This window comes from Prolinoborus fasciculus (assembly GCF_056724605.1).
Genome location: NZ_JBWZQN010000047.1, coordinates 1 through 12,525 on the forward strand (window position 1 = coordinate 1; position 12,525 = coordinate 12,525).

The following is a 12,525-nucleotide window of genomic DNA, read 5'->3' on the forward strand; positions in this document are numbered from 1 at the left end:
AACTTTTTTGCCAAGCTCAAGCAGTATCGTGCTATTGCCACACGCTATGATAAATTGGCTCAAAACTTCTTATCAGCGATCTACTTAGCATCAACAATCATCTCCATTAATTGATGACACGCCCTAGATTCTGAGATAAATTCATAAAAAAAGAGCGTATTTACATACGCTCTTTTTACAGCATTTTAACTTTTTTTGCTTAACTGACTGGCATTACATCATCTGATGGGCTTTTTTTTACTTATTTAGCTTCAGCAGCATCTGCTTTTTGAGTCCAGAACTCAGCCTGTTCTTCATTGCCATCTACGCCTAAACCATTGGCATAAATAAATGCAAGATCACGCATCGCCTGAACTTCGCCCCATTCCGCAGCCTGTTTTACCAAAGCAATCGATTTTTCGACGTCTTTTTCAATTACATCGCCACGACGGTAAAAACCTGCCAGCTCCAAAGTCGCAGCAGGGTGCTTCTCGATATTGGCCTTGCTTAACCAGTAATAGGCTAACTCAAAGTGAGCTTTGGATTCTTCAGGATCTTTTTCTGCTAACTCTTTGGCATAAACGGTATAACCTTCACCTAACCAGTACATTGCATCCACCAGCCCGCCGTTGGCAGCTTTCAACGCCCATTCTTCAGCAAGAATGATGTCATCATCATGCTCGCTTTGCATATACAGTTCAGCCAGTTCAAATTGCGCTTCAGCATTGCCGGCTAAGGCAAGATTGGTCAGGGCAGCAGGGGGAGAAACACGCTGGGTCATATCAACATCTCAAAAATATTGTGTGTAGACTAAAAGGTTTAAAGCAAAAAAGCCAATCCGAAAGTCAGCTTTTTAAAGAGATTGGTCAATCAAATGATTAGATCAAGCAAAGAATCCCTGAGATCGAGGCGATGAACACACAGAACATTACGATCACTTTAATTCTACTTGCCAGATAACTCAGGCTTAAGCCGACCACCAGTGCTGCAAAAGTCAGACTACCCAGCCAGTAACTGATCATATTGCTGATAGCTCCTGTACACAGGCACAGAATCAGGGCGAGTATGAGCAATACCCAACCGAGAATAGTCGCAAGTTGTGTTTTTGCAGGGTTGAGTTCTGTGTCAAAAATTTGTTTTTGATGTTTGGACATCGACGTTGCAAGCGCAAAGAAACCCAGTGAAGTTAAAGCCCAAATCAGTAAGAAAAACATCATGACTGATTCTCCTTGAGAGCAACCTTGGCTTTTTTAGGCGACAAGCCTTTATGGTTTTTCACTTTTTTAAATGAAAACCAGAACAAGATCGCAAGTACCCACATCGCCAGATCAAAAGAAGCAATGACCCATTGACCATGCATAATGGTGTTCCAGATCGCTTGACCACCCGTCATAAAGTTCACAATTGGCAGCAAGGCAAATGCAGCAGTGGCGAGCAGTAATAGTTCCAGCCAGGCCTGATGATGAGTGCGAATCATGGCATACAGTAAAGTCAGCAACCAGACAATAAAGAAGCTACGAATTTCCCAGTTCAAACGCATGTTCATGTCTGCCGGAATAAAACGGTTGGCATAGAAATAGGCAGCACAGGCAATAGGTAAACCAATAATGGCAGCGATATTGGTGACTTCCACAAGACGATATCCAAACGATTTATAACCTTGCTTCTGTTGCTGCGGTGCACGTTTAACACACCATAGAATCAAGCCGGTGGCAATCATCAAGGTGCCGACTACGCCAGACAGAAACAATAACCAGCGTAAAGCCAGATCTACGCCCCGTGCTTCATGCAGTGTGGTGAACACGTTATAGATACCATTTGCGACTGAAGGCATTTTCAGTGTGGTTTGATCCGGCTCTAAATCACCAGTCACACCATTGAAAGCAAGGCTCAGATAAATATTGCGATAAGCTACGCTGACTCCGTTTAAGGCACGAAGTTCAATTTCAGCTTTTACGGTATTTGGCTGGATGATGGTTATCGTACCCACTGAATTATTTTTCCATTCTTTTTCGGCTGTTGCCAAGATCGGAGTCAGATCGGTTAATGGTGCAGGAGGTACAGCTTGTATTTCATCACGAGAGCGGCGACCTTCACTGCGTGCAGACATTTCACCGCGCTCGCTACGATTTTCTCTCTCAGCTTGCGGTCGACGTTCTTTACTCTCACTACGGCCTTCACGGGATTCAGCTTGAATACTGGTGTTCTGAATCAAACTTTTACGTTGATCCTGAAGGAAAGCACCACGATTTTCATAAATCTGGTTTACGCCCCAGGGCATGAGGGTAAAGAGTAATAGTAATAAGCCACTGAAGGTAATCATGAGATGAAAGGGCAGGGCAAATGCCGCAGTAGCATTATGTGCATCCAACCAAGAACGCTGACCTTTGCCGGGACGGAAAGTAAAAAAATCCTTGAAAATTTTCTTATGGGTAATGACACCGCTGATGATCGCCACCAACATGAGCAGGGTCGCAATGCCGACAATCCAGCGCGCCCAGATTCTTGGCAAACCGTACAATTCAAAGTGGAAACGGTATAGGAAGGAACCGCCACGTGTTTCACGCGCTTGCAAAACTTCGCCCGTGGCGCTGTCAATCGTCACGCGGGTACCACCACGACGGGCACGCGGATCTTCGCCGGCACTACGAATAGTCAGGGTGGTGGTATTTTGGCGTGAATGGGGAAGCTGGATCGCCCAGCTGCCGGCATCCGGATGGTGCTGTTGCAGATAAGCCAGTGCAACACGGGTTTGTTCGATTTGAGTCTTTGGTGGAACTGACTGATGAAATTCCGGTTTCATCCAGACGGTAATTTCGTTCTGGAAAAAGCTTAAGGTTCCGGTCAAGAAAATCGCATATAAAAGCCAGCCTAAAATCAGACTGGCCCAAGTATGCAACCACGACATCGACTGGCGTGGACCTTCGGGTTTTGCATCTACTCTCATCTCAATTTCCTAAAAGCTTATAGGCGATATAGAGTAAAACACCGGGAATCGCGATCCCGAGCGTAGCTTTGAGCGTCTTATTCACCATAAATACCCAGATAAATGCAGCAGCATTCAAGCTAAAGCCAATCAGGGTGGCGGACATGGCTGCACTGCTTCCACTGTCGATAAAAAGCTGGGCAATCAAGATCGTTGCCAGTGTAGCCAGTAGATAACCGCCAGCACCCGCCAGAATAAAGCGATATAAAATCATCCCACGATAAGCCAGCATATTTGCTTTGACTTTATTTTTGCTTGATGGTTTCGGTGCAGTAACTGTTCCAGTCGCTATGGCTTGCATATTCGGACTATTCATCATCGAAAATTCTATTTACAAATTTATGAACTAATTAATGATAATGATAACAATTATTGTTTATATTTTAAATATGGGTTGCTGAACTATTTATATGAAAAATAAGTAAAACTGGAAGTTAGGTTAAAAAAGAGAGGGGGAAGGGAATTAAAAAAGATCAAAATGTAAGGCTTGAAAATAAAAACAGCGGCTCGAAGGCCGCTGTCTAAACTTCATTTATTCACGATTAGTCTTGCTGAATACCTGCAACTACCCAGTCCTGATTTGAACCTGCTGGTTTGGTGAAATGCCAGATTTCTGCAAACGGTTGTGGCAAGCTGTTCAAGTCTTCGCTTACCGTACCGGTAAAGCGTACGCTGACAATATATTGGCCATTGTCAGTCGATGAGTCGACAACCATCGCATTTAGATTTGAAAACTCGGCAACATCCTGATCCTGATTGCTCATGATGTCGTTATACATCGACTGATAAAGATCAGGGGTCAAGTAACGCTGAATTTCAGAAATGTTGCTTGCTGTATTCATAGACTGGATATGGTTAAAACGCTGACGCGCTACACGCAAGAATGCTGCAGGTTCAGTGCCATCCGGTAACTGGCTACCACTTTGGGTATAAGCTGCACCAAAAGGCGCGTTATTTACCGGAGCAGAACCGAACGGAGCATTGTTGCTTGACGTTTGACCACCCACATTCTGACCAAAAATATTGGTACTGTCACCACCGCGAGGTGCAGTCGGTGCCTGACCAAAAGGTGCTGTATTACCAGCACCGCTATTTGGTGCGTATGGGTTAGAAGCTACTTTTTTTTTTGCGCCCATCTTACGGAAAATGAAGAAGGCAACAGCAGCAGCAAGAAGGATCCAGATCCAGCCTGGAATACCACCTTTTTCCTCTTCGGCTTGAGCAGCCTGAGCTTCAGATGCTGCTACACTTTGATCATCCGCCAAGGCATTGGCAGCAACTGCACCAATCGCAGCACCGGCTACACCCGCGGCAACCATGCCGCCGACACCCGGACCGGATTTTTGCTGGGTTGCAGCACCGGCAACTGGCGCTTGTTGAGCAGGCGCAGCTTGACGAGGTTGTTGATAAGATTGAGTAGGTTGTGCAGAACGTTGCATGCCGTGACTTTTACCGCCACCGGCACGTTTTGCTTCAGCTGCAAAAGGCGCAACCAATAAAACTGCTGTCAAGATACCTGTGATCAAACTGCGCTGTCGAACTTCCATTCATTTTTCCTATGAGAATAAAACCTGTTTGTACAGTCTATTTATATAGGCTTTATGTGGAATTTCAATCAAAAATCTGTATTTTTTTGCTCTTTGTACGAAATGAGCCGGTTTACAGTTAATTGAGTTCATCACTCAGCGCCATTGCCTCGCTCAAGGCTTCATGTAAACGCGCAACTGCAATAATTTGCACGCCCTCGATGGATTTTTGCGGTGCATTGCCGCGAGGGACAATAATGTATTTAAAACCATGTTTAATCGCTTCTTTCAGCCGTTCCTGACCGTTCGGCACAGGGCGAATCTCTCCAGACAGTCCGACTTCCCCAAAAACCGCCAGCTGTTGCGGTAAGGCTTTGCCACGAATGCTGGAAGCGCAGGCGAGAAGTACCGCCAGATCCGAACCTGTTTCGGTGATTTTCAAACCACCGACGATATTGACATAAACATCCTGGCCGGAGGTTTGCACACCACCATGCCGATGCATGACTGCAAGGAGCATATTTAGACGGTTCTGATCCAAACCAAGCGCTACGCGTCTTGGTTGGCCATGTGCATCATCGACCAGTGCCTGAACCTCAACCAGTAGCGGGCGCGTACCTTCGCGGCTGATCATTACAATCGAACCGGGAATCGCTTCATCATAACGGCTTAAAAAGATGGCTGAAGGATTGGAAACTTCGCGCAGACCTTTATCGGTCATGCCGAACACACCGAGCTCATTGACCGCACCAAAACGGTTTTTGACCGCTCGGATCATCCGGTAACGTGAATCCGACTGGCCTTCAAAATACAGCACACAGTCCACCATATGTTCCAGTACACGTGGGCCGGCCAGTGCGCCTTCTTTGGTTACATGACCGACCAGAAACAAAGACGTGCCACTATTTTTGGCAAAACGGGTCAACAAGGCCGCTGATTCACGAATTTGTGAGACACCACCTGGTGCAGATTGCAGGGTTTCGGTGTACAGGGTTTGGATCGAGTCCAGGATTGCCACCGCAGGACTTTGCTGGGCCAGTACTTCACAAATACGTTCGACGCAGGTTTCTGCCATGACTTTGAGCTGGTCGGTCGGCAGATCCAGACGCTGGGCACGTAAAGCCACCTGAGACAAGGATTCCTCACCGGTCACATACAGGGCCGGATTTTTGGCAGATGCCATGTGTGTGGCTGTTTGTAGCAAGATGGTAGATTTACCAATCCCGGGATCACCGCCGATCAGGACCACCGACCCGGTTACCAGTCCGCCGCCCAAGACCCGGTCAAATTCGCTGATACCCGTTGGTAGACGGGTTTCATGAGAGACTGAGACCTGATTTAAAGTCGTGATGCTGGACGCCTGGCCTGCATATCCACCACCGATTTTTGGCTGGGCGCGATGCGTCACTGCCGGTGCAATGGTCACCTCAACCAGGCTGTTCCATTCCCCGCATTCAGAACACTGCCCCGACCATTTTGGATGATCGGCACCACACTGTTCACAACGATACACACTTTTTGCTTTAGCCATATTTGAAGATGTAGCGATTGAAATTGAGTGACAGCATAGCGGTGAATGCTATAGAAAACCAAGCCTTTCACCTGAAAAATCATGGTTTTTACGACAAGGCTTGTCGTTTTTATTTATGCTGATTTGAATGCTATGCGTCAACGCCGTCTATAATGCCCATCTTGTTATGCTGGAATGGAACAGATCTTGTCACAATTGCTGAAACATATTGATGCGATCGCACGTGAAAAAAACCGTGATGTGCTGTTTGTGCATTTTGATCATTATGTACATCCAGATCGGGACGCAAACTCGGTTCGCCAAATGTTGATCGGCTGGCTAGAGCAACAGGGCATTGTCTATATGCCGTGTTTAGGTGTGGATCAAACCGTCCATAGTGAAATCTACCTGGGTGGTCTTTATCTGGATGTACCTTTTGATCTGCATCATAAAACCTATCAAAAATTGAGTGGATATCTGGAAGATGAACAGGGCAATATGAAAATTAAAGGCATTCAGTTTTTTGTTTTATCTTTAGGACTAGCGTTGGAGCTTGAATCTGAGTGGGACAAGCTGGCTTGTAGTGGTTTACGTTGCTAAATTTTCATGATGAAGAAAGAATGTAGGACTTACGCATTGACGGATTTAAAAAAGTCTCAAACTACTTTATAACGTATCTGTGATCAGACGAACTAAACATGCTTCTACAGCAACTTGTACATTACCCATTTATATGGGCTTTCTCATGACAGAACCAAACTCTATTAGCTGCACACAACTTGCCGAGACTTATAATATCTCGCATGACAGTGTAAATCGCTTTTTGGAGCGTGAAGACTACACAGCTCACGATCTATATCAAGAAGCAATTCAACACATTGATAATAATAAACTTATAGTCAGTATTGATGATACTGTTTTAGATAAGCCATATAGTCAACATATGGACTTAGTTAGCTATTTTTGGTCAGGTAAACACCACCGATCCGTCAAGGGTATTAATCTCATTACCTTGTATGCGACAGATCAACATGGCAAAAATATTCCAATTAATTTTCGAATTTATGATAAGTCAGAAAGTAAAACCAAGAATGATTACTTTATGGAGATGTTAAGTGAAGTACTCGATTGGGGTGCAAAGATTCAATTCATTACAGGTGATAGTTGGTATTCATCGACTGAAAATCTAAAAACCATAAGAAAACATGGTATTCGATTTATGTTTGGTGTCGACAGTAACCGTAAGGTTTCCCCTGAAAAAGGACAATGGTTTCAACTCCGTTTATTGCCGAATTTTCATCAGGGTCAAGTGGTCTGGCTCAAAGATGTTGGCTTTGTACAATTATTTAAGACTCAGTTAAAAGAACAGCAGAGATTTTATATTGTGCATCAAGATGAAGATGATTTATTGTCCTTTGATGGTTTTTATGAATTACATTCAAGTCATTGGAAAATAGAACAATATCATCGAGTAATTAAACAGGTTTGTCATATTGAAAAGTTTCAAGTAAGACGATCTAAGCTGATTTTGAATCATATTTTCTCAGCCTTGATGGCCTATGTTGAGATACAAAAGAACCAGTTTGAGCGGATCTTTGAAAATGTATATCGTTGGCAGAAGAAATTATTTAGACCAATTATCAAGAACTTTATTGATGAATTTATTCTCGATAAGAATCATCTGCTGCCACAGAAAATCTATAAATAATAGTGCGTAAGTCCTAGAATGGAAAAGATGAAGCATAAAAAGCCACGATTAACGTGGCTTTTTACTATTTGAATTGAGTAGTTAAATAATAACTTATCAATTAATAAAGTTCACCAGATTTACGTCTTGCAATGAAGTCTTTGGATTCTTTGGCAATGACGCCAGACAGTAATAATAATGCGATTAAGTTCGGAACCGCCATCAGGCCGTTAAATGTATCGGCGAATAGCCAGACCAGATCCAGTGTTGCAATACAGCCGATAAACACTGAGGCAATATAAATAATGCGATAGGGCAAAACGAATTTTTCGCCAAGTAAATAGCTGGTACATTTTTCGCCATAGTAGCTCCAGCCCAAAATGGTGGAATAAGCGAAGAAAATGATCCCGAAAGTCACCACCCAGCCGCCAATACCAGGTAGCAGCTTGTCGAATACACCGATAGTCAGTACCGCACCGGTTTGATCTCCGAATGAATTACCGGTCATGATATAACCCATCACCAGAACAATACCGGTAATTGAACAGACAATAATGGTATCAATGAAGGTACCGGTCATAGACACCAGACCTTGACGGGCTGGATGATCGGTTTTTGCCGCTGCAGCAGCAATCGGCGCAGAACCCATGCCGGCTTCGTTGGAGAATACACCACGTGCCACACCATAACGAATCGCCGCACCAATTGCACCGCCCACTGCGGCTTCTCCAGTAAAGGCATAGGTGAAGATGATTTTAAGCGCAGGAACGACCAGTTCAAGATTATTAAAAATGATAATTAATCCCCCTGCCACATAGCCTATAGCCATAATAGGAACAATCAGTGACGCTGCTCTGGAAATCGATTTAATCCCGCCCAAAATCACCAGTGCCGAAAAGGCAGTAATAATAATACCGGTCATCCAGGTTTCGATGCCCAAGCTGTTTTGCACTGCCAATGCTACGGTATTGGACTGTACGGAGCTGCCGATCCCAAAAGAAGCCAGAGTTCCGAACAAGGCAAAAATCAGCGCCAGCCATTTCCATTTCAGACCCCGCTCGATGTAGTACATCGGACCACCGGACATTTCACCTTTCTCATTTTTGACTCGGTATTTGACTGCCAGAACACCTTCGCCATATTTGGTCGCCATACCAAACAGGGCAGTCATCCACATCCAGAACACGGCGCCCGGACCACCGAGGACACAGGCAGTGGCTACGCCGGCAATGTTACCGGTACCAATCGTGGCAGAGAGTGCGGTCATCAATGAAGCAAATTGGGAAATGTCCCCTGAATGGTCAGGGTGCTTGCCAAAGACCTGTTTGAAGGCTAGGGGCAACATGCGGAACTGCCAGAACAATAAACGGAAGGTAAGGAAAATCCCGGTACCAACAATTAGTACCAGCATATAAGGGCCCCAGACCCAGCCGCTTAAAGTTTCCATTAAACTTTGTAAATTTTGCATAAAATTCTTCTTATTGATCCATGTCTGTGTAGTTCGAGGTATTGATTAAAAAGCAATTGCTATGCCAGATACATTCATCCTGAATGCATAAATTGACTGAATAGTGTTCTATTTTTTACACAGTTTTAAAAATTTGACAAGAAATTACTGGAATATCGCAGGTCAAAAATAAAGCAGAAGTGTAACCGTAGAGCGATATAAGAAAAATAAATTAACTTCTTCAATTAATCAGGAAATACAAATGATGCAAATTTTATTTTTGTATTCAGCATTTTTTACGTTAATTTGTCGCGAGTAAAACTCAAAGTTGTAATTAATAATGTCAGAAAAATATAACAATTCGTCGGCAGAGCACGGTGAATTAAAGCGGAGTTTGTCCAATCGGCACCTACAGTTAATTGCCATTGGGGGCGCCATCGGAACCGGCCTGTTTATGGGTTCGGGTAAAACCATCAGTCTCGCAGGTCCTTCGATTCTGGTGATCTATATGATCATCGGTTTTATGGTCTTTCTGGTGATGCGTGCATTGGGTGAGTTGTTGCTCTCCAATTTACAATATAAATCATTTATTGATTTTGCCACGGATCTGATCGGGCCTTGGGCCGGATACTTTGTCGGCTGGACCTACTGGCTGTGCTGGATCACCATCGGGATCGCAGATCTGTCAGCCATTATTTACTATCTGCAATTCTTCAATAATGGCTTGCCCTTTAGCCCTGAAGAAGGCGTCATGATCAGTGTTGCCGCGATTGTGTTTATCATGGGGCTGAATCTGGTCACGGTAAAACTGTTTGGTGAAATGGAATTCTGGTTTGCCCTGGTCAAAATTATCGCCATTGTGGTGCTGATTGCTGTTGGTCTGTGGATGGTGTTTACTGGCTTTACCAATGATGTTGGTACGGTCGCATCCTTTAGTCATATCTGGGAGCATGGCGGTTTGTTCCCAACGGGTGCCATGGGCTTTCTGGCCGGTTTCCAGATTGCCATCTTTGCCTTTGTGGGGGTGGAACTGGTGGGGACTACCGCGGCTGAAACCAAAGATCCGGAAAAGAACCTGCCAAAAGCGGTGAACTCTATTCCGATCCGTATCATTATTTTCTATGTATTGGCACTGCTCATTGTGATGTCAGTAACTCCATGGAACCAGATTGACCCGAATGTTTCGCCCTTTGTAAACCTGTTCAGTCAGGCTGGCATTGCAGCGGCTGCGATTATCATGAACCTGGTGGTATTGTCCTCGGTGATGTCATCGATGAACAGTGGCGTATTCTCAACCAGTCGTATGCTGTTTGGCCTGTCGCGTGAAGAGCAGGCACCGGTTGCCTTTGGTCGCTTGAACCGTCGCGCAGTGCCTGCAAATGCCCTATATTTTTCTGCCGTGTGTTTGTTGTTGGGTGCAGCACTTCAGTATTTTGTTCCGGATACCGTTCGAGCCTTTACCTTGGCCACGACTTTATCCACGATTCTGTTTATTTGTGTCTGGATCATCATTATCTGGAGCTATATCGTGTATTACAAAACACGTCCAGAACTACATGCTAAATCGACCTTTAAGTTGCCAGGCGGTCTGGTGACCTGTTGGATCGTGATTATCTTCTTCCTGAGCATGATCGTGGTTTTGGCGCTGGAAGAGGATACTCGCCAGGCACTGATGATCAGCCCGATCTGGTTTATCCTGTTAATCATTGGATATTTTGGTTTCTATAAACAGAAACATAAATAAACCTTATCAATAAAAACGTCAGCGATCTGCTGGCGTTTTTTTTTGTCTAAAGATACTCTCTAGCGTTTAACGCTTGGGTCATGCCGAATGATCGCGTTATACTTCATCGAAACTATTACATTAGGTGGTCAGATGCGCCAAGTCATTTGCTACATCAGTATCTTAGCGACAGGTCTTGCTCTTGCAGGTTGTGGACAGTCAGGTGCTTTGCACTTGCCGAATGATCCGAATTACGACAAGCGTGCCAAGTATTTGTTATACAAAAATACTGAAACTGAGCCTAAAGCGTCCGATGAAGAACGAGAGGCACCTGTGCAACAACAGTTTGCTGCACCTACCGATTCAGACGTTAAAACCACACCATAACGCTTTCACAGAAAGGATACCTTCATGAGTTTCACCCGCATTAAAGGGGTATTGCACGCTGAGCAATGTTCATTACAACAGCTCGCGGAGCAATTTGGCACACCACTCTATGTTTATTCTAAAGCCACTTTGGAAAAGCATTTTTTAGATATGGACCGTGCTTTTGATTTTATCGACCATCAAATCTGTTTTGCGGTAAAGTCCAACTCTAATCTTGCGGTATTGAATGTATTGGCCAAAGAGGGTGCCGGTTTTGATATTGTGACCGGTGGTGAATTGGCGCGTGTGCTGAAAGCCGGTGGTGAGCCTTCGAAAATCGTATTTTCGGGCCTGGGTAAATCTGAAGCGGATATCAAAAAAGCTTTAGAAGTCGGGATTGCATGCTTCAACGTCGAATCGTATGCTGAGCTGGATCGTATCCAGAAAGTTGCGGCTGAATTAAATGTCAAAGCACCGATTTCATTGCGCGTGAATCCGGATGTCGATGCCAAAACCCATCCTTATATTTCAACCGGCTTAAAAGAAAATAAATTCGGTATTCCATCGGATAGCGTGTTCGAAACCTATCAATATGCAGCGTCATTGCCAAATCTGGATGTGGTCGGGATTGACTGCCATATTGGTTCACAGCTGACTGAAACCCAGCCATTTGTGGATGCACTGGATCGTGTCATTGTCATGATCGACCAGTTAAAAGAGCTGGGTATCCATCTTAAACACATCGATATCGGTGGTGGTCTGGGTGTGACGTATAAAGATGAAACCCCGCCGTCGGTTGAAGAATATGCCAATGCGCTGCGTCCAGCTTTAGAAAAACTGGGCCTGAAAGTGTATATGGAACCGGGACGTAGTATTTCTGCCAATGCTGGTGTGTTACTGACTAAAGTAGATCTATTAAAACCGACCAATCATCGTAATTTCGCGATCATTGATGCAGCGATGAATGACCTGATTCGCCCTGCGTTATATGAAGCATGGATGGACATTCAATCTGTTACACCTCGTACCGATGTCGAAAGCAAAGAATGGGATGTCGTGGGCGCAATTTGTGAAACTGGTGATTTCCTAGGTAAAGAGCGTGAGCTTGCGATCAAGGAAAATGATGTGCTGGCAGTGCTGGGCGCGGGTGCATACGGTTTTGTGATGAGTTCAAACTATAACAGTCGTGGTCGTGCTGCTGAGGTGATGGTCGATGCTGATCAGGCGCATTTGATTCGTGAACGTGAAACCATTGAATCACTCTGGGAACGTGAGCGTTTATTGCCTTAAGGATAAATCAG

13 protein-coding genes are annotated in these 12,525 nt (G+C 44.6%); 6 read left to right on the forward strand and 7 right to left on the reverse strand.

Going from position 1 to position 12,525, the window contains the following annotated elements; all coding sequences use genetic code 11:
- On the forward strand, window positions 1–114 hold a 114-nt coding region (locus tag AC1P5O_RS11485; RefSeq protein WP_193892306.1), incomplete at its 5' end, for a transposase.
- Window positions 115–241: 127 nt separating this feature from the next.
- On the opposite strand, the gene AC1P5O_RS11490 is transcribed toward AC1P5O_RS11485, so the two are convergent.
- From AC1P5O_RS11490 to radA, 6 genes are all read right to left on the reverse strand, one after another.
- Window positions 242–760, reverse strand: coding sequence for a tetratricopeptide repeat protein (locus AC1P5O_RS11490; RefSeq protein WP_180086272.1), 519 nt, complete (start codon window positions 758–760; stop codon window positions 242–244).
- Window positions 761–857: 97 nt separating this feature from the next.
- Entirely contained in the window at window positions 858–1,196 is a 339-nt protein-coding gene (locus AC1P5O_RS11495; RefSeq protein ID WP_180086270.1) for a DUF3325 domain-containing protein, read from the reverse strand.
- Window positions 1,193–2,926, reverse strand: coding sequence for a PepSY-associated TM helix domain-containing protein (locus tag AC1P5O_RS11500; protein ID WP_222112231.1), 1,734 nt, complete (start codon window positions 2,924–2,926; stop codon window positions 1,193–1,195). Before AC1P5O_RS11500 ends, AC1P5O_RS11495 begins: the two co-directional genes overlap by 4 nt.
- Before the next feature lies 1 nt (window position 2,927).
- Window positions 2,928–3,284, reverse strand: coding sequence for a hypothetical protein (locus tag AC1P5O_RS11505; RefSeq protein WP_034438312.1), 357 nt, complete (start codon window positions 3,282–3,284; stop codon window positions 2,928–2,930).
- A 223-nt stretch (window positions 3,285–3,507) separates the two neighbouring features.
- On the reverse strand, window positions 3,508–4,512 hold the full coding sequence (locus tag AC1P5O_RS11510) for a Tim44 domain-containing protein (protein ID WP_222112230.1): 1,005 nt from the start codon (window positions 4,510–4,512) through the stop codon (window positions 3,508–3,510).
- 118 nt (window positions 4,513–4,630) lie between these two features.
- On the reverse strand, window positions 4,631–6,022 hold the full coding sequence (gene radA / locus AC1P5O_RS11515; RefSeq protein WP_138743374.1) for a DNA repair protein RadA: 1,392 nt from the start codon (window positions 6,020–6,022) through the stop codon (window positions 4,631–4,633).
- 186 nt (window positions 6,023–6,208) lie between these two features.
- Here radA and AC1P5O_RS11520 point away from each other — a divergent pair, with 186 nt between their 5' ends.
- Both AC1P5O_RS11520 and AC1P5O_RS11525 read left to right on the forward strand, forming a co-directional pair.
- Window positions 6,209–6,601 carry a hypothetical protein gene (locus AC1P5O_RS11520; protein WP_318270485.1) on the forward strand — a complete coding sequence of 131 codons (393 nt, stop codon included), beginning with the start codon at window positions 6,209–6,211 and terminating at the stop codon, window positions 6,599–6,601.
- Window positions 6,602–6,680: 79 nt separating this feature from the next.
- Entirely contained in the window at window positions 6,681–7,709 is a 1,029-nt protein-coding gene (locus tag AC1P5O_RS11525) for an IS701 family transposase (protein WP_080591875.1), read from the forward strand.
- 100 nt (window positions 7,710–7,809) lie between these two features.
- Here AC1P5O_RS11525 and AC1P5O_RS11530 read toward each other — a convergent pair whose 3' ends face one another.
- Complete coding sequence (locus AC1P5O_RS11530; protein WP_004731815.1) at window positions 7,810–9,156, reverse strand: alanine/glycine:cation symporter family protein; 1,347 nt, start codon at window positions 9,154–9,156, stop codon at window positions 7,810–7,812.
- Window positions 9,157–9,529: 373 nt separating this feature from the next.
- Between AC1P5O_RS11530 and AC1P5O_RS11535 the strand changes: the two genes are divergently transcribed.
- The 3 genes from AC1P5O_RS11535 (at window position 9,530) to lysA (ending at window position 12,514) form a co-directional block, all read left to right on the forward strand.
- A complete protein-coding gene (locus AC1P5O_RS11535; RefSeq protein ID WP_499006044.1) occupies window positions 9,530–10,879 on the forward strand; it encodes an amino acid permease in 1,350 nt (449 codons plus the stop codon).
- Between the two features lie 87 nt (window positions 10,880–10,966).
- A complete protein-coding gene (gene lptM / locus AC1P5O_RS11540; RefSeq protein ID WP_016807052.1) occupies window positions 10,967–11,245 on the forward strand; it encodes an LPS translocon maturation chaperone LptM in 279 nt (92 codons plus the stop codon).
- Between the two features lie 24 nt (window positions 11,246–11,269).
- On the forward strand, window positions 11,270–12,514 hold the full coding sequence (gene lysA / locus AC1P5O_RS11545) for a diaminopimelate decarboxylase (protein ID WP_222112229.1): 1,245 nt from the start codon (window positions 11,270–11,272) through the stop codon (window positions 12,512–12,514).
- The last annotated feature ends 11 nt before the right edge of the window (window positions 12,515–12,525 follow it).

Coding starts and splice junctions, on each gene's coding strand:
- lptM (WP_016807052.1), top strand. CDS start 10,967: ATGATCGCGTTATACTTCATCGAAACTATTACATTAGGTGGTCAGATG.
- AC1P5O_RS11495 (WP_180086270.1), bottom strand. CDS start 1,196: ATGATGTTTTTCTTACTGATTTGGGCTTTAACTTCACTGGGTTTCTTT.
- AC1P5O_RS11490 (WP_180086272.1), bottom strand. CDS start 760: ATGACCCAGCGTGTTTCTCCCCCTGCTGCCCTGACCAATCTTGCCTTA.
- lysA (WP_222112229.1), top strand. CDS start 11,270: ATGAGTTTCACCCGCATTAAAGGGGTATTGCACGCTGAGCAATGTTCA.
- AC1P5O_RS11500 (WP_222112231.1), bottom strand. CDS start 2,926: ATGAGAGTAGATGCAAAACCCGAAGGTCCACGCCAGTCGATGTCGTGG.
- AC1P5O_RS11505 (WP_034438312.1), bottom strand. CDS start 3,284: ATGATGAATAGTCCGAATATGCAAGCCATAGCGACTGGAACAGTTACT.
- radA (WP_138743374.1), bottom strand. CDS start 6,022: ATGGCTAAAGCAAAAAGTGTGTATCGTTGTGAACAGTGTGGTGCCGAT.
- AC1P5O_RS11510 (WP_222112230.1), bottom strand. CDS start 4,512: ATGGAAGTTCGACAGCGCAGTTTGATCACAGGTATCTTGACAGCAGTT.
- AC1P5O_RS11530 (WP_004731815.1), bottom strand. CDS start 9,156: ATGCAAAATTTACAAAGTTTAATGGAAACTTTAAGCGGCTGGGTCTGG.